Consider the following 19,597-nt stretch of genomic DNA (forward strand, 5'->3'; position numbering starts at 1 on the left):
CACGTCGGAAGATCCAGACCACCACCAAGGCCGCGTCAGGCGGCCTTATCCCCTTGTTCAGCACCAATCAGGCTGCGTCGAAGCCCCGCAATAATCCCAACCCTGTATCAAGCACCTGCGCTGTCTCCTCGGGGCTGCCGGCTTCGACATAGCAGCGCATCTCCGGAGCATTCCCGGACGGCCTGAAATGAACGATCCTGCCGTTGCTCAAAGTCAACCGCAGTCCGTCGAGCTCGCTGATCCTAGAAACCTGCCCAAGCGGCGCCGTGAAGCGTTCAAGATTAGCGTCATCGGCGCGCAGCCAGGCCATCAATGCGGCACTCCGCTCTGTGGCAAAGTTCTCCAACCGATCGGCAGCTGTGAACGGCAGACCGAGATCCAGTTTCAGCTTTGACAGCTCCCGGCCGGTAGCCGCCGCCGTGGCGAGTACAGCCAGAATGGGTAGGAAGGAATCACGCGTTGGTAATGGTTCCAGCACGCCGGTGGCCACCGGGAAGGAGGAAGCGGTCAAGGTCCCGCCATTGGCCTCGAAACCGACCACACCGCGACTCGTCGCCAGCGCCGCCTGCATACCAGCGATGACAAATGGGGAACCCACCTTGGTACGGATGACCCTCACTCCCAGCGTCTCAATGCCCGAATTGGAAGTGATTGGCGTGACGATTGCATCGGCTCCGAGGAAGCGAGCCGCGATCAGACCGCAAATGTCGCCATTGATCGGCATGCCGGTCTCGTCGGCAATCAGCGGCCGATCGCCGTCCCCGTCCGCCGAGACAATGGAATCGAGGCTGAATTTAGCCGCCCATTCCTGGAGCACCGCGACCGTCTGCGGGGAGACGGCTTCCGTATCGACCGGAATGAAGACCTCCGACCGGCCGAGATCGATTACCTCGGCGCCGTAGTACCGCAGTATCACGCTCATCATGTCACGGGCGACGGTCGAGTGCTGGTAGACGCCGACGCGCATTCCAGACAAAGCCTTTTCAGGCAGTAATGTCCTGTTGCGCTGCATGAACAGCGCCAAGGCCTCTGCTGCCTTGTCGGTTCCTACTACTGGGGCAGCGCAGACAGGAATTTCCAGATCGGCCAACTCCTGCGCGATCGCCGAAATTCCCTGCTCGTGGGTTTTGTCGATTTCCCCATCCGGCAGATAGAACTTGATCCCGTTGCGATCGGCTGGAATGTGCGAGCCGGTGATCATCATCGACGGAGCGCCCGCACCGATCCCGTAAAAGGCAAGCGCGGGAGTAGGCAGATTGCCGCAATCGATCGGCTGCAGGCCCTGTGCAGCAAGGGCCAATTTAACGTTGGCGGCGATCGCTGGACTGGAGTCGCGGAAATCATAGCCGACCAAAACGCGATCGCCCGGTTTCGCGATCCGGTTCCGCAACAGAAAGGTTGCAAATGCTGCCGAATAGAGGAATGAGGGCTTCCCCTTCAAGTCCACAGATAGCCCGCGCAATCCACTCGTACCAAATTTCAGGCTCAAGCCAGCCTCCTTGAAGCAAAACGCAATTAAGTGTCAGTCTCGTTCCGATAAGTTGTAGAGAACGCTGACGCGTCCTCCGAGATTTGAGGAGAACAACGGCCCTTCGAAGAGCTTCCCGTAAACCTTTCTGTCCTCTGGATAATAATGAAGGTAGGCGTCCAGCCAGGCGATGCGATCAGGACGGATCAGGCCGTTCTTGTCGCGCGGCAGATTGACCTGCGGTTCTCCCGCCAGCATCTCCATCTTTGACGGGTCGTCGATTGAACCCAAGGCGAAGTGCGCCAGCCTCTCCAGTCCGTTGTCACATTGCGACAGCGCATCGTATCCGTTGGCCTGCAGAAGCGATGCCATCATCACAAGAGGCCCCGCGGCATGAAGGTGGTAGTCGCGCGCCTTCTTCTTGCGCATGAGTTCGAGTGGCAACGCGCCGTCGGCCGTCACCTGACAAACGCCCAGTTTGTAGCTCTCGAAGCCGAATTCCAGGAACTCCTTGCGCCCGATTGCAACTCCGACCGCGGTCACGGCAAACCCGCCCCAGTATCGATGATTCTGCTTGTTAGAGTTGCGGTCGCCCGATGCCGTATAAACAGGGATCGTCCGGTCGGCGAGACTGCCAAGCCACTTCTCGATGGGACCGGTATCGAACTTGAGCAGCGCCGCAGCAGGGCGAACTTGAACATAGGCCAGGGCGGCGCCGGCCACAATTCGCGTCGTACTCAGATAACTCTGGCGCGTCTTCAAATCCGAAAGCGCATCGGCCCGCGCCCAACTGTCCAGCGCCTTCAGGGCACAGCTTGCCGCATCCAGCCGGTTACCATCGGTCTCGGTATAGTTGCTCGCGTACTTTGTGACGAATGCAGCGAATTGGCGCGTATGGGATATCGCCTTGTCATAGCGTTCCTTCTGTTGCGGATCGATCGTCGAGTGGCTCTCGTCGTCATCCTCATAGATGCTGGAAAGACTGAGTGAAATCACCGGTGCCGGTGGGGCGACCGTGCAGGTCTTCTTACCATTGTTCTTCGCGATGTGCCTTGCCAATTCAAAGGGCACCGTCAATGTGGCGCCTTGAACGGGCTGCGTTGTGCCCACAACCACAAGGGCACTCACCACGACGCTAAATCTCGAAAGCTCGACCATTGCCATTCACTCGGTTATTTCGTTGCGTCGTCTCGCTCCCAGCCCCGATCTCCACGACCGAGGCTAAGGCTCTTCACTGCCCCGTGGACAGCGTCTTGTATCTGCTGTCCCAATACGCAGCTTTGCCAGCATCGGGGTCCAATCCGACAACGCCGACCTTGTAAGCGACGGCCAGCTCTCGGGCAGCCTTAGAGTTGCCGGCTTCCGCCGATCTGGTCAGCCAGTCGAATGCCTTGGTGGTATCCTTTGCCGCGCCGTTGCCGAAGAAATAGGCTTGGTAAAGGCGATACATGGCATTTGGCTCTCCGGCCCCAGCCGAAACTGTCAACCAACGGATGGCCATGGCATCGTCCCGGCTCCCCAGCTTACCGTCGATATTGAGGCGCGAGATCTTCAGCAGATACTTGCCCGGAGCGCTGATGTCCGGCCCGAGGAACATCAGTAGCTCGTTCACTTCGGCCGGCGTCGACGCGATGCGTTCGTCGGCGATCTCGCTGATCAGCTTGTTAGCTGCATCCTTGTCGCCGGAGCCATAGAGCGTAAGCAGCTCTTCCTTGGCCTTTTCGATGGAGGAAACGGTCCACATGCCCTGAAGATGGCCTTCGGCCAAGTCCCGTAGGACGGAGATGCGTCCGAGCGCATAGGAACGTAGGAAGAAGCCTTCTGCCTTGGCACGGTTGTCCACGCCGTCTACGCCGTCGCGGAATGCTGCGCCCACCACGTACAAATCGTCGGCATCCTGATCAGACATACTCTCGGCCAACGACAGCCAATAACGTGCCAAGGTCTTGGCTTGGGGATCGGGCAATGTCGAATAAACACGAGCCACGTTAACGATGGCATCGACGGAGCACGCCTCGCCCGCGGCGGTCATCTTTGCCAGATCTTGCAGCGCGTTCGGGTCGCCGGGCTCGACGAGTGAGATCTTCGCCTTGAAGTCACCGGCATCGGCCGCCTTCTGCAGCCATGCGCGCCCGGCTGCTGAGTCCTGCGACAAGTCCGCCAGAAGGATCTTGCCATATTCACGCATGCCTCGCGGATCGCCCATTTCGGCAAGTCTCTTGTAGATGTCGTTGAGCGTCATCGGCGTCGCCTGCCCGGCTCGCTGCAAGAGTTGGGCCTTCAGCATCAGTGCATCCGAGTCACCTGTCTCGATCACCGGATCGAGGGAGGCAATCTGGACGAGCTTCTCGCTGAGCTTGGTCGCGACGTCGAAGCGGTTGCTGATGATCGACAACTGCGCCAGGCGCTGCTGCTCCTTGTCCTGCAGCGAAGAGACGAAAAGGAGCAGGCGCTGCGCAGCTCCCGGATTCTGCTCAAAGCTGTTGGTACCGGCCTCCCAGCGGGCGACGACATAACCGATTGCATCTGGGCTGCCCTTGAAGGCCGCCTGCTGGAGATAGACGCGCCCCTTGGCGCGGTCAGCCTCGTCCGCCTTGGTCAGCATGTTCAGGCCTGTAACATATGTCGAATAGACCGATCCGAAGATCGCCGCCTTATGGCGCCAGTCGTTTGCCAATTCCACTGAGATCGGCGCGCCCTGTCCGCAGGCAAACATTCCGGCGAGTTTCGCCGCACCGTCAGAATTCCCGGCCGCGGCAGCTTCGCTGAAGAACTGCATGGCTTTATTCAGGTAGTTGGGATCCTTCCTGCCCATCTCCAGGTAGATATTGCCGATCTCGTCACTGGCATCGGAGGAGCCAGCTGCAGCAGCAGCCTGCAGTATCTTCAGCGCCTTCTCGAGATCGTCCTTTGAGGCACCGCTGCTCGCGAGAAACTCGCCATATTGCACAGGCACATCTTCCGAATGGTCCGGGGCCTGCATGGCGCGCTCGAAGTAGGTTTTCGCCTTCGCGTCGTGGCGGTCACCGCCGAATTCCCCCGAGTAGACTCGCGCTAACCACTCGTCTGCCGGGCGAAGCCCGGCCTCGGCGGCCGCGCCTAGGTACTTCACGGCCAGTGCGAGGTCCTGTGGCACGGAGATGCCGGTCGCATAAGCCTTGCCGAGGCTGAACTGCGCCGAAGACATGCCGCCGTCCGCCGCCTGCTTGAGGTAGGTCATGGACTTCTGGATGTCGATCTGGTCGATCTGGTTCGAGCGGTAAAGTTCGGCTAGGTTCTGCGCCGTTTTCGGATCACCGGTCTTAGCGAAGACTTCCAGCCACTTGAGCGCGGTTTCGATCTCCTTGCTGACGAGGTTGCCGCGCAGATAGAGAAAGCCGATCTGGTTCAGTGCCGAGCAATCGCCCTGCTTGACCTGAGCCACGAGTCCGAAAAGGGCGTTGGTCACCGCACTCTTCTTCTCCTCGTCCGCAGCCTGCGGGTCGAGAGTGATGATGCGCGCATATTCGATCATCCCCTGCGGGTCAGATGCCAGTGCCGACTTTTCTAGGTAGAAGCGCGACTTGGTCAGATCACGTATCTCGCTCGGGCCATCGTCGCCATAGAGCTGGCCCAGCACGAAAGCCGCACGAGTGCTGCCCGAACCATAGGCGTCTAGTAGATAGGACTCCGCTTCCCGAAGTTCGTCGATAGTTGAGCCGTTCTCCATCAGCACGCGTGCGAGCGGAATGACGAAGATGTCGCGGCGAGCCGGATATTTCTTCAAGCCGGCGCGCAAGAGTTCTTCGGACACGGCAAGCGACTTCTGCACCCGTTCACTGCCCCGACTGTATTCGAGGGCAAGCGCAACGATATCCTGCGATGACAGGTTAATGTCGCTGATCGAGCCTTTCGCCCAATCCCGATTGAGTTTCACGCGCACCGCTTGATTGGTTAGAGGCTTGCACACAGCCTTGTAATCAAGATTCGGAGGGTCGAGCGCGATTGCTGGATTGTCGGCCCGCACTGCGGTCGCAAACCCGGCCGAAGCGGCCACGACCGCGACAGCAGCGACTAAAGATAGATTAAAATGAAATTTGCGCACTCTACTAGTCCCCACTCTCGTGCCCATCCGTTCTGAAGTTATCGGTCGATGCCCGTCGCTGCCAGGAAACCGGTCGGACCGTTCGGGGTCTCAACGACGACGATGTTCTGTCTGTCCTTAGCGGTCAGAGAAACCTTCTCTAGCTCGGTGACCTTCCTGTCCCCCTCAGAGACTGCCAAGCCGATGTCGATGACCGGCAGCTCCTTGGATGCCATGGCGGCCGGCGCAAGATCCTTGAACAGCACCTTGCTGTCGCCGTTGAGGAGCAGCGACAGGTTCGCCGGCTTTGTCGAGAAATTGTAGAAGCTTAAAGCTGACTTGGAGGGATTTTCGACCTCCTTATCGGGAATAACAACGATGCCTTGTTGCCCGGCGCCGTCCGCGCCGACCGCCACGGTGTAGAATTTGCCGGGCTCGAGCTTAACCTCGGTGGAGGTCGAATCGTCGGAAATCTTATAGGAGCCGTTGGCGATCAGCTTGTAATTCGACAGTGCGACAGGATCCACGTCAAACTTCTGACCCGAGAAATCGAGACTCACCCCGTCCTTCAGCTTCACATTGAGGAAGCGAACGAGGCTTTTGTCAGCCGGGATCGGCGCATCATAGAGCCCGGCGTCGTTTGCCAGCACGTGCGTCGAGGAGATGCCCACGGCGGCTCCCAAGACGAGCGTAATACGGATTGCTTGGATTTTGCGTTTCATGATCTCATCCCCATTCTTTAATTGGACGTTGCCGCATTCTGGAAAATGCGTTCTGGGTAACGGCACAGTTTCACCGAGCCCGCCGATTTTGCCGCTCCCTCAATCTGGAGGCGAACATGGACAGGTGCATTCCGGGTCCCACCGGGGAGCCCCTGATAAAGCTTGGCAAGTCCGCTCACGCGCGACGGATTTTCGAAGGAAACCTTCTTGGCGGGACCATTGGCGTAGCTGTAGCTCGACTGGAACCCGGTCAGCGCTTTGTTGGTAAACGTGTAGGCGAGATAATGATCGGATGCCTTGCCAACCAACGCAGGCAAATCAAGATCAATCGTATCGGTCTCATCAAACGTCTTCTCGGCAAGCTTAAATCTATCGTCACAATCACCGACAATTGCAGGAGCGATCGCCTCGTCAAGATAGTCCACGCTTCGTAGCACCGACTGGAGATCCGAGTATTCCCACACCAGTATTTCAGGCTTCTTGGCCAAACCGTTGGCGTTCTGCGTCCAGCCGTAAATCGACTGTGTCAAACCACCTCCAGCAATCGAGAAGCCAGATACATCGTGGTTCAGTGCTTCCCGAAGGAAGCCGTTGAAGTTGAAATCCATCCGTTCATCAGTAAAAGACGTGCCGACGACATGAACGAGCTCTCGGCCTGGCGTGTCGCCCTCGGTCAGCAGGGCATCCAAGTTATCGACATTGCGCTTGGTCGAATAGCCGGTGACGCTTTCAGTAGGGATCTTCTCTTGGCAAATCTCATTGAGCGCTTTGCCCATATTAAAGCGTATCGGAGAGGCTTTGCCAGTCAGTTCAGTCTTGAACTCAACGGTGTCAGTAAGGTTGCCAGCTAGGCCACTGATCTTCTCCGCCAGAGCCTTGGCGACAACTTGCGCACCCTCCGGCGTCCAGTGAATATCCCGCTTCAGATAATAGGCACCCCAGTCGAAATCCGATTTGGTGTCTTTGATTTTAGTAATGTCGACTGCATCGATCCCGACATCGCGCAAAGACTGAACCATCGCTCGGAACTGCTCGGCGGAAAAAGCCGGATCGTAGAACATGTCAGAAAGTATGCCGTCATTGGGGATAAACTGCGCACCGGCAACGCCACGGGGCAGCATCGGCACTAAAATGAGGTGAATGCCTCGATGGCGCAGGGCGTCGTTCACGTGCTTGAACGCATCCAGCGTTTCCACAGACAGCTCATACATGTTCTCCATGTCGCCTTCGCGGAAGAACCAGCCGCCATAACCTTGATACATCTTTACTGCTATCGAAGTTTGAGGTGACTTTTCCTCAAGCCCTTCGCACTTGTAGAGTATTTCACCGGCCGACACGGAAGCCGCGGAAAGAGCGCACGTAAGAACTGCCATGCCGACTAGAGAAAGGACGCTCAATAAACGCGTCGTGCTGAAGGAGCTCGCTTGCATCATTTCGAAACTCCTGCACGGGCTTCCTTGACGTAGGAGTTTTTCAGGCGTCGCGCGAACTGGCTGCCCAGTTCCTCGGCGTGGTCGAGCAGGGCGAAAATCTCATCCTTGTTGGCGACCTTGTCACGGCCGTAGAGAAGAACGGCCTTGCGCAGGATCATGTCCGGAACTTCGGCCGCAACGAGCGCATTGAGCCAATGTTCGGCCTCGGGGTTCTGGTTGGTCGGGTTTTTGATGAAATAGTAGTAGTAGAGCTGGATCATCGCGTCGGTGTTACCGAGCGTGGCAGCCTTCTCCAGCCAGGCCACGCCCTTTTGCTCGTTCTGCACGGCACCCGCACCGGCAAGATAACTCCGGCCCATCTCCGTCATCGCGGTGACGGATCCGTTGAGCGCGGCCTTGATGTAATAGGCGAAGGCTCGCGATTCATAGACGCGGGAGCTCGGCCCTTTGGAATAGCTGCGCGCCAGTGCCAGCGCGCTACGGTTAGATCCCATGAAGGCCAGATCCCGATAGAGCGCCTCGGCCCGATCGCGATCCATCTCGACATCCTGACCGAAATAATAATTTGTAGCGATGCTGTTTAAGGCTTCCTCATTGCCGAGTTCAGCCGCCTGCTTCGTCAGTTGGTCGGCCTTGGCGAAGTCCTTGGACCTGTATTGTCCGTTCAGATACTGCCGGGCAAGGAACATACGAAGATTGCCATTGGTCGGCAGATGCTGCAGTGCGCCTTCGACCGTGTGGATCAAAAAGCGGAAGCTCTCGTCGCCGACGGCGTTGGGATTGACGTTGACAGCGACGCGCGTGAGCGGCCCGCCTTGTCCACGTTCGGCAAGGATGTTGCACCAGCCGACTACCTTGCGAAAGTTTAGCTCGCGGCTCGAGGGCCATTTCTGGCGGAGCTTGAACGCGGCGATGATTGCATTGACATCACCCCGATCGGCGAGTTGTGCTAGCTGCGCTAGAATCGGTTCCGCAAAATCTTCGCTGAGGCCATCCTCCTGCGTTAGTTGCTGAACGAAGCCGAGAAGAGTGGCATCATCGCCGTTGAAGGAGACGACGACATCTTTCATTTGTCGATGCGCTTCCGCCGCATCCAGTTTGCCGGCCGCCCGCCTGACTTGGACCAAGAGAAAGCGGCCAGTGGGCAGTTCCAGCATTTCCGGCGTGTTCAGCAGGACCTCGGCCTTGTCGAACTGCTTGAGCGCAAAATCGATCTTAGCAAGCTCCACATTACTTTCCGGCGTCAGGATGCGCGAATCGAAATTTGCGTAGACATCGGCAAGACGCTTGAGCTTGTCGGCACTGCCCGTCGAAAGCGCGACTTCGGCAGCATCCGGACCGGCGGTAAAATAGCCTCGCGACAGCGCATTCAGAAGCAGAGTGAACCCGGCTTCCGGGTCGGCTTCGAACTGCGGCGCGCCCTTGGCCAGCAGCACGCCATATTCCTTCATCGCCCACAGATTTTGCTCGTCCGCCAGCTCGCGGACCTCGGCATAATAGGATGAGTAATTCAGCGTAACTTCGAGATCTTGCCGGACCAGCTTGGCAAGCGCCTCGCGCAGCTTGAGCTGCATCTCGGGCGAATCCGAATACTGCTGTTTCAATCCCTCGTAGATCGACCGGGCCCGGGCCGGTTCTTCCTTGACCAGGCGCCCCTCACGAAAGATATCACCGAGGATGAGGCCTACCGAAAGGTCACCTGCGTCATAGGCGCTCGACAGTTCGGCGACGAGCCGCTCCGGCGGGATGGGCATCGCCGCCGATGTCGCATAGTAGCCCGCCTTCTCGGCGCTGACGACTACGCGAGCCAGACGACCGATGACCGACGATTTTCCGCTCTTCCAGATGTCCAGGTAGATCGGCAGGGCGTATTTTGCGATCAGGCTGTCCGACAGGTTAATGCGAGCGAAGCGATCGGCTACGACGAGGCGCTCTTGCCCCGCCTCGGCGGCGCCGTCCAGCATGCGGTCCATAGCAGCGGTGGCGCGGGCCAGATCTTTCTCGACATAGATGCCCTGGTAATAGAGCTTGGCGATCAGATAATTGGCGCGGTAGCTGCTGGCCTCGTCGAGCAGCGACACGGCCCACTTGGAATCCGCCTCATCGAAGCCGTAGACGTTCTCATCAACCAAGTCGAGCGCGATAAGCTCGGCTGCGCGGCTCGAGCCGCCGTCGACGAGCGTCCAGATCATATGACGCAGCTCGTCCTTTCCGAGGGTGGAAAAAAGCACATCCCGGTTCTTCTCGATGATTCCGGCGACGCTGTCGCTGCCGTAACCGGCGGCCAGCTCCAGCAACGACTTGAGCACATCGGGGTGCTGTTGTGCATCGAAGGAGGAGGCATAGCGCCCAGCGAGGCGGATAACCGCGCTGTCGCGGTCGAGTGCCGATAAGTTGGCCATCAGCACAATCTGGCTGCGCAGCGTATCGACTTCGGCGGAGTTCTGACGATTGAGAAGCTGAAGCAGCTCGAAAGCTGCATCTAGTGAGCCCCTTGACATCTTGTCGCGTAGGGCCGCTTCGCTGTCTGTGGCAAGATCCTGCGCTTGTCCACCGACGCCGGACGGAGCCTGAATAGCTGGTTCGGCAGGGTGCAACGCAGCGCGCAGAGCTTGCGCTTCTCCTTCGTTTGCCGCCCCGCCCTTGCGCAACAACAGCTCGGCGAGTCCCGCCGTCACCTTGGCATTGATCTTGGTATCGCCGGCCACCAGCAGGCTGCGATAGACGGCGATGGCCGCATCGATGTCGGCAATCCTCAAGGGGTTGTGATCGTTGGCGATCCGTCCGCGCTCCAGCAGCCGAGCATAGGCCAGGAGAGCGCCCGCCTCCGTCGTGGTCCTGTAGTCGGCGAGCATCTTCTGCTCGGCCTGATAGGCCTTCTTCGCCTCGGCCGCCAATCGTCGCGGCATTTCAGACGCCGTCGTAGCCGGCGCCACGCCGAAGATTATCACCGAAGACGCCAATGCGGTGAGCAACGTCGCGGAGAGGCGTGATTTTCTCGTTGCGAGATTCATCCTCTCACTCCCCTTGTTGTGCGTTGAACGCAGCCGATTGCGGCGAGCCCGCAGCGTCGATGCAATAATTGGTCGAGGCCCCGTCGGCACGGAATTCCGGTTGCAGGGACTGCGGAATGATGATGCCGTTCTGCGCCAGTGCGCACTGCTTCTTCACTGGAATGCGCGGCAAGCAGACGGAGCGCACCAGCACGCCGGTCTTCATGCTGCGCGTGACGACGTCGAGCCCGAGCGACTTGAGATCGCCCGAAACGTAGCGAGGGAGCTGGTCGATGAACTTGTTGCCGTAGAATATCGCCTCGGACGCTCCGCGGGTCATCAGACCCACGCGGTTGTTCTCGAGAAGGTTGTCACGGGCAGCAACCGTTGCGATGGGATAATACGGGTCCTCGGCGAAATCGCGGAACTCACTCTGCTCTGCGACCTTGAGGTTGTCGATATAGGCTTCGATGCCGGCCGCCTTGTTCTGACGGATCTGGTTGCCCTCAACATGAACGTCCCAGGAATTGCGTACCTTCACGCCAGATCGGCCATTGCTATAGAACATGTTGCTGTCGACGAGAGCGCAGGGACTTTCCATCGCGGCGAAACCGTCGCCTTCGTTCCGGCTCGCATCGTTGGCATAGACGATTGTGCCGTAGCTCTGCCGGTCAAGCATGATACCGGACCCGTGGTTTTCGAACGAAAGGTTGCCGAGGATGAAGCTGTCGTCGACCTCGCGCGAAATGATGATGCCGTGCTTCTTCTGCGTCCCGTAGGCGGTGTTGTAAGCCATCATCAGGTTCTTCGACCGGTCGTGCGGGTCGAGGCCATAAATCACGCCGTTGACCAGCTCGTTGCCGACGAAGACGATGTCCTTCGCCTCGAACGCGTAGAAACCGTAATAGAGGTTCTCGAACGAGTTGTTGATGAAATAGCCGGTTGGCGCGGGGGCCTGGACCTTGCGGGCCAATGTGTCGGTCGAACCGGAGGACAGCGACATGCCGTAAGTGCGGCCGCCGGCGTAGCCCAGCGCGACGAAGCGGGAATCCACGGCAAGGGTTTCGCTGCCGCTCCAGCTGAGGATGAAGGGACGGAAGAAGATGCCCTTCTCGTGGTCGTAGACATAGCTTGGCTGACCCGTCGTGACATCCACCGATGAGACGGTCACGCCATCGAAATAGATATTGCCGCTGTTGACGATGAAGGCGCCGGCCCTGGTATTGAGCTTCAGCGACTTGATCTCCTGGCCGCTGACGACCAGCGAGGCACCGTCGTTGACGGCGAGCGGCACGTTCAGCGTAACCTCGCTGCCGTCAAGCGAGATGGCGTCCGGATCGGTCGCTCGAACCTGGGCGATGAGCTCGCTCATCGTCAGCACCCCACGCGTGACGAAGATGATGCGTGGAACGGTCGATTCAGAATTGAGGTAGAGATATTCGCGGACACCGAGGTTGATGATCTCATCGAAATGCTCAGACGAGAAGCGGATCAGGCGGGTGGCGCGCGTCTCGCCGCGCTTGGAAATGTCGGCAAGCGCCTCGTTCGCCTCCCGTAGCGGCGGCACAGGAATCCTCGAGGTGTTCGCTTCGCGCCCGAGCAGCAGGTTGGGCATGAAGGGCCGGGCAGCCATCGGCAGGCTGTTTTCCTTCGATGAGGACAGGGCGATTCGCCCGTCGCTGATGGTTGATGTTCCGCCGAAGTCGAGCGCATCGGGCACAGACTTTGCCGGCGCGGTGGCGCTGTTCAGCCAGCCCTTGTCGTCCAGCACGCTGGCGCGGGCCTCGGCCAAGCGGCGGAACTCGCCGACCCGTGCCTTGTAGTCGGATATTGCCTTTACGCGAGTAGTCCCGACGTCGACATTGCCGAAGATGGCGTTCGCCTCGTCGACGGCGACCTTCTCGGCATCGGCGGCAGTGGCAAGCGGAGCTCCGGACAGGCCGCTTGCTGCCAGATAACGCGCATAGCGCGCCAGCGCCTCGCCCCGCAGCTTGGCGGGCTCGGTTACCCGACCTAAGGAGGCAGCAAGGAGCGCCTGCCCCTCGCCCGAAGTCGACGGCAACAGCTCGCCGATAGCGGCGACAAAGTCGGTACCGCTGCCCTCAGTACCACGGAAACCGGCAAAGTCAGTTACGCCGAGCGCGACCGCCTGTCTAAGATCGGCATCTGACCCGCCACGGACGAATTCAGCAAGCAGTTCCCGACGGCCGGCATATTGCCAGAGCCGTGTCGCCACTTGCGACAGCAAGGCAACGTCGTCGCCGCTGGAACTATCGAGGTTCGAGAGAGCCGCCGCATTGGGAATTTCTCCGTTGATCAAGCTCGCAGCCACGTGCAAAGCCTTTGTCGCGGCCGGCCCGTTGGCGATCGCTTTTGCCTCGATCGGCTGGTCGACGGGAAGGGAAAAGATCGTCCTGATGTCGGCACGCAGTGCGCTGATTTGCGAGATTTTCGCCGCACCCGGTATGTCCTGTCCCTGCGCCAGGATGAAAGCGGAATCATTAACGATTTCAATATCGCGGAATAATGCCACGACCTTCCCGTCGCTGAGTTGCAGCTGTCTCGACTTGACGGCACCAACAACGAGCTCCACCAGGACCTTCACGTAATTGTCGTAGCCGGCTATGGAGAAGCTGTGGATGAGCTCGAGATAGCTATCGACGGCAACGGCCGGCGGCAGCGCCAGATTGAGCGCCCTGTCATAGCCCACCAGCGGCCGCTCATCCCGGATGTCGGCCGTGACCGCATCCGACACCAGCCGGTTGCGAATCGCCTCGTCCTTTTCTGCCAGGGTCAGAAGCTCGAAGGCACGCGTATCGAGGCTGAGCCGCGCTCGCTCGTGAAGTGCCGCGATATCGCCCACAGCCTTGACGCCGTGCGCACGTTCCACAGCATCGACCCATGCGGACAGGACGAGGTTGACGGAGTCGGAGGCGGTATCGCGGGCATGCCGGATAACGTCGACATCGATCTGCTCAAATACAAGTTGGGCGAGTTCGACCTTTTCGGCGCGCGGCGACATGCGCAGCAGATCAGTTAGCACCCGGAAGACAGCCGGGTCGGCGACCGCGCCCGCATTCGCGCTGGCAAGCTTCATCAGCTCCTGCCGATCAGTTGCGGAGGTGAGACCGTCGAAATAGAGCGGCAGGAAATCGACATAAATATCGAGGGCAAGTTCGTTCAGCTTCGACTGAGCCAGCCGCTTAGCAAGATCGAGGCTGAGCTTGGCCGCGTCCATCCCGGAAACGTAGTCGAGAATGAGCGTGTAGCGGACTTTGAAAGAGTCCGAATCCATCGTCGACGACAACTGGCCGGAACTGTCGATGAGAGCCTTCAGTGCGCTCATGCCGGCATCATGTGCCGACAGTCCTTGCGCGTTCATCTGCCTGTGCAGCTCGGAAGCCACAACGGCCAGCCGGCTGCGCACGTCAACGCCGGCGATCTGGGTCGCATGATCGAGGCTCTCGATGCGAGCCACTTCCCTGAAGATCTCGAAATAAGCGTCGAAACTACGTGACTTCCCGTCGTCGCGCAGGGCCCGCCAGCGCGTCAGCGCGAGCTCCGACCCATATTTCAGGCTGTCCTCGGTGATTTCGCGTTCAGCCGGAGCAAGCTGGTCCAACTGCGGGCTCTGCTCGCCCACCGTCAATTCCTGCGCATGGACGGCGCGGAGGCTCATGCCCGTTGGTACGACCGAAAGGATCGTTGCCATGGCACTTAGGCCAATGAGGCCCCTGACCACAGGCGCTGCAATCGATGTCATAGAGGTGCGCATGCCATTCGATCCTTACGACAGCAGCGAGGTGACGGTCTTCAGCCACTGCGGCAACATCACCGAGGGGCTCCATACCGATCGTTGGAACTTGACGATTACCGGTTCGTCGACAGGAATGTCGACGCCGTCCGGGAGCCTGAGATTAATTTCGGCTAAGGCCTTGCCGTCCTCGTCAGTCAAGACTTTGGCGCTGTTGACATAGTTTCGTGCATCGATCGGAACTGAAACCGTCCGCCCGGATTTGGGGAACTCGATCCGAGCTTCTGCCGCGTTCAGTGCGGTGACCACATCGGTCAGCTTGACATAGGCTGCAACATAGCGGCTTGCTCCCTCGTCCGAGAGGCGCACGACCGGCGTGCCCTTGCGCACATAGTCCCGTGGTGCGACGGCCTGGGCACTTATTTCACCACCGTTGCTGGCCTCAAGAAACTTCGTGTAGTCCTGCGAGGTCTTCAGTGCAGCAAAGAATTCCCCCTTCGCTACCTTGCCCGCATCCTTCACATAGACAACCTCGCCCGCAGTATGTGAATCGAGCTCCGCGCCCGGCACGGCGACATAGGCCATCTGCGAGGCGGCGCTCGTGCTGCGCTGAGAAGTCAGCTGGAAGATCAACCCAATCAATACGAGAGCGACCACGCCGAGGCCGGCCAGCTTGGCAAACCGGCTAAGGCCTGCGGAAGCATTGTGAACATCTGGCGGAATCGTGTCGGCGAACTGATCTGCAAAGGACGGGTTGCGGCCCCTATACCAGTTGAGCGCACTGACCAGCCTTTGATATTGCTCGCGCCCCCCGGTGAGAGCCAGGTTCATCTCGTCACCTGACTGCTCTGCGCGAACGAGAACTTCCCCCTTCCAGGCCAGCTCGCCCTTAACCACGGCAACGCGCGCAATCCCGCCAAAGCCCAGCAGTTCCTGCGCCAACGGCACGATCAGACCACCTGGGCTCAGGCCGAGCACGAGAAACGTGCGGTCAAAAATTTCCACTGTTATATCCGCAGGCGCGTTCATTCTCGTTCCTATCCCTCGTGCTCAGCCCAGACGAACCTTCGGCGCTTCGACCTCGGCCACTTGGGGGAACCAGTCGTCGATCTTCCAATTGAGATCAGGGTCCTTGCGGACATAAGTGAACTCGGACAGTCCGGTAGCAGTGCGGATCGTCACCACCTGCCCCCTATTGAAGGAAACCGGATTGCCAGACACGAAGGCTGTGAAATGCCCGTCTACGCCGTACTCGGCACGCTGATCGCCATGCAGCAGCCATGTCTCACGCTCGGCACCGGAGACCATGTAGGTGACGGAGTTCTTGCCCTGCAAACTCACTGCGCAGACCTGGCTGTCACCGTAGCTTCGGTCGATCTTGACCGCTCCCCAGCTCTTCAGCGCACTGCGGGTGAAGCTGACCTCTGGGGCGTCCATCTTCTTCAACGAGTTGACGATTTCCTTCACTCGCTGGGCCTGAGCCTTGGGCAGCACGACGACAGCATCCTCGCTGTCAATGACCATGATGTCCTCGATGTGACTAAGAACGACGCGACGGCCGGACCGTGCATGCACGAGACAATTACGCGACTGCGAGACAAGAATGTCGCCGCGCAGCACATTGCCGTTTTCGTCCTTGTCGCTGATATCCCAAAGGGCGGACAGTGAGCCGATGTCGGCCCAACCAATGTCATCACAGGGCACCACTGCGACATTGGCACTCTTTTCCAGTACCGCCGTGTCGATCGGCATCTCGAGCGGGCAACGAGCGAAGTGCTCCTCCGCAGGCATCAGCAGCATATGGCTGCCGAGGTCACGGCTCGTGCCGCCGGCGATCGAGGCCGCGACGGCTTCATAGACAGCCGGGGCGTGCCGCTTGAGTTCTTCGACCAGCGCCGATGCGCGGAACAGGAAAATTCCCGCGTTCCAGAGGTATCCCATCTCGACGAACTGCTTGGCTTGCTCCAGATCCGGCTTCTCGAGGAATCCCCCAGGTTGGTTGACCAAGGCACCGATCTCCTCGCCATCCACGACATGGGGCTCGCCGGGACGGATATAGCCAAAGCCGGTTTCCGGTTCGGTCGGCACGATGCCGAAAGTGACGATCTTGGAACTTTCGGCCAGCGGCACCGCCTTCCTGACAGCCTCCAGGAAGAGGGCCGGATCGTCGATGACATGATCCGCCGGCATGGCCAGCACGAGCGCATCCGCGTCGCCCTCACTCGCGGCAATCGCAACGGCCGCAAGCGCCGCGGCCGTACCGCGCTGGAGCGGCTCCAGAACGATGCCGGCGAATTCCTGCTCCATCTGCCGTGCCTGGGCATTGACCATATCGATGAAGGCGCGGCTGGTCAGCAGCCAGGGTGCCGAAAACATCGCGTCGTTGACGCGTGCCAGTGTGTTCTGGAACAGACTGCGGTCGTCGACGAGTTGCAGGAACTGCTTCGGCATATTACTGCGCGACAACGGCCAGAGCCGCGTGCCGCTTCCGCCGATCATGATCGCCGGCGTTATTTTTACAGACTTTGACGGTATGCTCATAGTCATGCCTCCAGCTTCGTCAGCGCAATGGATCTCAATCTTTGCAATTCAGTGCCAGGGCGCTGTGTCGAAGGTCGCTAGCACCGGCTGTCCGATCATGGACGGGTCCAAGCTGCGACCCGGCTGCACCTGAATTTCAAGCTGCGTGGCGGTGTATTCGGTGACCTTGGGAATGGAGACGATGTCGACATTCTTCGCCTCGACGCCGTCGAGATAGCTGAGCGAGATCTGCGGCTTGTCGGAGATATTGGCGAGACGGCGGAACGGCACGCGAACCGACACGTAGAGGCTCGCATCCTGGCGGACGAGCGAGAGCATCCTGGCGCCGGCGCGGCCATAGGTCGAGCCCGCATGGTCGACCGACAACACATAGCAGTCGCAAGCAGACAGAATCTCCACCGTCGACTTGCCATCGGCGCCCGGCGCATCAAGGGTGATCGTCGCTAGACGCTCCCCCTGCTTCACCTTTTGCGGCAGATCTGCAAACTCAACCACGCCATCGCGGGGCTGATAAACCGTGACCGTCTCCGCAGCAATGCTCGCCGAGATCGCTTCAAACGTGAACAGCCTCTTGTAGACGATATTGGAGAGGAAGGAGAAAGCGGCCAAACCAATGATGACGAATATCAATAGCCCGAATATACGACCTGCAAGACCGTTCCGGGTCGACGACGTCACACCGACCACCGCAGCCTTAGCACTTTCCATTTCTGCCATCTTATTTCCCAATACGTATATTTTTGAACCGCTTTGCACGACCCGCCCGGCGAGATAGAGATCGGCGAAATGCGCCAAGGGCGCCGTCTTGTCCGCAGGGTCGAGAATTTGTAGGCCGGCGCGTCGTTCGTCTGGATTCACCCAGACGACACGCGTATTGAGGGCCAGTTCAAGACAGGAGCTCTCGGTTTCTACGAGCAGGGTCACGAGGAGGTGGTCGCCTGGAGCCTGCGTGAGCGCGACCTTGGCGAGCCCGAGACCGGTCACCGACCAGTCGCAGACCTCGATGCGCTTTCCGTCGATTCGCGCCATCAGCGGCAATTTGAAGCGCGGGAACTCCCGTTCGCGACGCTTCGATACGGCAACCACTGTCATCAGAACATCCTGTCGGTGATTTTCGGCAAACGTTCCGGCACTTCGTCCGTGAAATTGCTACCGAGATTGGCGAGGAAAACGAGAACCGACACGAAGACCAGCACGGCAACGGTATTGACAAGCCGGGACGACCATAATTTGAAGGCTGCGTCGAACCGGGAATCGGTCCGCTTGAAGGCAGTCTTCTGGCGCGTCCACTTCTGCCGGTCGAGCCGGAAGAAAATCAGCACCTTCACAGCCGAGCCGAAGATCTGATTGAAGTAGAGCAGTGGGATATAGACCAGATTGATCGACGGACGGACGGTCAGGAAGGTCAGCGCCAAGATATATCGCGAGACGATGACCCACAGGACATAGAAGGCGGCCGTCCAGGGTGTGATCATCACGGTGCCAAGAATGGCAAGTGTGATGCCCGACAGGCTAGTCCACATCGACATGCGCTGATCGAGAATCGACCACCAAGTGAACGCGCCAATCTTCATCGGCCCAAGATAAAGGGCACGAGCATTTGTGCGCAGCATGTTGCCGAACCAGCGGGTCATCAGCACATAGGCGGAGCTGATAAAGCTCGGGCTCGGCGGCTGCTCGATTGTCTCCACTTGAACGTCTGGGACGTAGTACATGTTGTAGCCGTTCTTCAGCAGCCAGAACCAGCTCGACTTGTCATCACCGGTAAGCATGCGGATTCGACCGAGGCGCCAATGGTCGATATAGTCGTTCTGCACGTGATCGATGAAATCCGGATCGCAGGCAAGCGGCGCGCGGAACATCGACATACGCCCGGTCAGCGTCAGCACTCGCTCTGCGAGACCATGCGACGCCATTAGAATCTGGCGCTGCGCAAAACGCATCGAATACCACTGCTTGAAGATTTCCGCGCCCTCGACGGTGCACACCTCATCGGTGGTTAGCGCGCCCAGATTGGGATTGATCAGGAACATGCAGGCGCAGCGCTCCACGAAATCGGACGGCACAATGCTGTCGCCGTCGATCACCGAGACGGTATCGTCGCCAGCCGGGTTGAGCGCCGCGATGGCACGGAAGCCGGCAGCCAGCGCATCGCGTTTACCAGTCCCGGGAATGCGGATGATTTCCAGCCGGAATGGCAGGCGGTCGCCATACATTACTTCAGCAAGGCGACGAATGAGGCGCTCGTCGCCGATTTCAACGATCGAGCACACGATCGTTGCACCGGCGGGCGCATTGGCTGCCGCCACGAAAGCGCCGCTATAGACCTTGGTGGTGGTGGGGGCGTCGATCCTGAAGCTCGTTAACAGGAAGTAGGCATGCCCCAACCCTTGCGACTTCGCTGCAGCTTCCGCCACTCGACGCATCGCGGGGAACCGGACGAGCCGGAACCAGACACTGCGCAGCAAATGAAGTAGTCCCCAAGACCAACGCCACAGCCCGATGACGCCGACCACCAGTACGGCGTCGCGCGCCTTGTCGTCGAAGGCCTGCTGAGGCAGCAGCGCTGCACACAGCGCCAACAGTAGGACGAAAATGATATGCTTGAGGACGCCCAACATCA

Annotated in this window: 11 protein-coding genes; all 11 read right to left on the reverse strand. The window is 59.3% G+C overall.

Annotated features, from left to right (window positions below; genetic code table 11):
• Positions 1-67: 67 nt before the first annotated feature.
• Positions 68-1,489 (reverse strand): phosphomannomutase, encoded by a 1,422-nt coding sequence (locus AM571_RS34010; protein ID WP_074065302.1) that lies wholly within the window; start codon positions 1,487-1,489, stop codon positions 68-70.
• A 33-nt stretch (positions 1,490-1,522) separates the two neighbouring features.
• The gene (locus AM571_RS34015) at positions 1,523-2,539 is read right to left on the reverse strand and encodes an alginate lyase family protein (RefSeq protein WP_237358695.1); all 1,017 of its coding nucleotides are present in this window, start codon (positions 2,537-2,539) and stop codon (positions 1,523-1,525) included.
• A 160-nt stretch (positions 2,540-2,699) separates the two neighbouring features.
• Positions 2,700-5,579 (reverse strand): tetratricopeptide repeat protein, encoded by a 2,880-nt coding sequence (locus AM571_RS34020; RefSeq protein ID WP_081377273.1) that lies wholly within the window; start codon positions 5,577-5,579, stop codon positions 2,700-2,702.
• 11 nt (positions 5,580-5,590) lie between these two features.
• Positions 5,591-6,253: an alginate O-acetyltransferase AlgF gene (locus AM571_RS34025; protein ID WP_074065305.1), complete on the reverse strand. Its 663-nt coding sequence runs from the start codon at positions 6,251-6,253 to the stop codon at positions 5,591-5,593.
• Between the two features lie 17 nt (positions 6,254-6,270).
• Positions 6,271-7,686 (reverse strand): alginate O-acetyltransferase AlgX-related protein, encoded by a 1,416-nt coding sequence (locus tag AM571_RS34030; protein WP_081377274.1) that lies wholly within the window; start codon positions 7,684-7,686, stop codon positions 6,271-6,273.
• Positions 7,683-10,700, reverse strand: a complete 3,018-nt coding sequence (locus AM571_RS34035) for a tetratricopeptide repeat protein (protein WP_074065307.1) — start codon at positions 10,698-10,700, stop codon at positions 7,683-7,685. The genes AM571_RS34030 and AM571_RS34035 overlap by 4 nt, the downstream gene beginning before the upstream one ends.
• Positions 10,701-10,704: 4 nt before the next feature.
• On the reverse strand, positions 10,705-14,454 hold the full coding sequence (locus tag AM571_RS34040) for a right-handed parallel beta-helix repeat-containing protein (protein ID WP_081377275.1): 3,750 nt from the start codon (positions 14,452-14,454) through the stop codon (positions 10,705-10,707).
• A gap of 12 nt (positions 14,455-14,466) precedes the next feature.
• Complete coding sequence (locus AM571_RS34045) at positions 14,467-15,438, reverse strand: hypothetical protein (protein WP_155774570.1); 972 nt, start codon at positions 15,436-15,438, stop codon at positions 14,467-14,469.
• A 45-nt stretch (positions 15,439-15,483) separates the two neighbouring features.
• The gene (locus AM571_RS34050) at positions 15,484-16,974 is read right to left on the reverse strand and encodes a mannose-1-phosphate guanylyltransferase/mannose-6-phosphate isomerase (RefSeq protein WP_074065310.1); all 1,491 of its coding nucleotides are present in this window, start codon (positions 16,972-16,974) and stop codon (positions 15,484-15,486) included.
• A 48-nt stretch (positions 16,975-17,022) separates the two neighbouring features.
• Entirely contained in the window at positions 17,023-18,066 is a 1,044-nt protein-coding gene (locus tag AM571_RS34055; protein ID WP_074065311.1) for a PilZ domain-containing protein, read from the reverse strand.
• Positions 18,066-19,595, reverse strand: a complete 1,530-nt coding sequence (locus AM571_RS34060; RefSeq protein WP_074065312.1) for a glycosyltransferase — start codon at positions 19,593-19,595, stop codon at positions 18,066-18,068. The genes AM571_RS34055 and AM571_RS34060 overlap by 1 nt, the downstream gene beginning before the upstream one ends.
• Positions 19,596-19,597: the final 2 nt, after the last annotated feature.

The sequence above is a fragment of the Rhizobium etli 8C-3 genome (assembly GCF_001908375.1).
Lineage (GTDB): Bacteria > Pseudomonadota > Alphaproteobacteria > Rhizobiales > Rhizobiaceae > Rhizobium > Rhizobium etli_B.

What these genes read in the sequence shown, in the direction of transcription:
- AM571_RS34020 (WP_081377273.1), bottom strand. Translation starts at nt 5,579, where the DNA reads ATGGGCACGAGAGTGGGGACTAGTAGAGTGCGCAAATTTCATTTTAAT.
- AM571_RS34025 (WP_074065305.1), bottom strand. Translation starts at nt 6,253, where the DNA reads ATGAAACGCAAAATCCAAGCAATCCGTATTACGCTCGTCTTGGGAGCC.
- AM571_RS34030 (WP_081377274.1), bottom strand. Translation starts at nt 7,686, where the DNA reads ATGATGCAAGCGAGCTCCTTCAGCACGACGCGTTTATTGAGCGTCCTT.
- AM571_RS34035 (WP_074065307.1), bottom strand. Translation starts at nt 10,700, where the DNA reads ATGAATCTCGCAACGAGAAAATCACGCCTCTCCGCGACGTTGCTCACC.
- AM571_RS34040 (WP_081377275.1), bottom strand. Translation starts at nt 14,454, where the DNA reads ATGCGCACCTCTATGACATCGATTGCAGCGCCTGTGGTCAGGGGCCTC.
- AM571_RS34050 (WP_074065310.1), bottom strand. Translation starts at nt 16,974, where the DNA reads ATGAGCATACCGTCAAAGTCTGTAAAAATAACGCCGGCGATCATGATC.
- AM571_RS34055 (WP_074065311.1), bottom strand. Translation starts at nt 18,066, where the DNA reads ATGACAGTGGTTGCCGTATCGAAGCGTCGCGAACGGGAGTTCCCGCGC.
- AM571_RS34060 (WP_074065312.1), bottom strand. Translation starts at nt 19,595, where the DNA reads ATGTTGGGCGTCCTCAAGCATATCATTTTCGTCCTACTGTTGGCGCTG.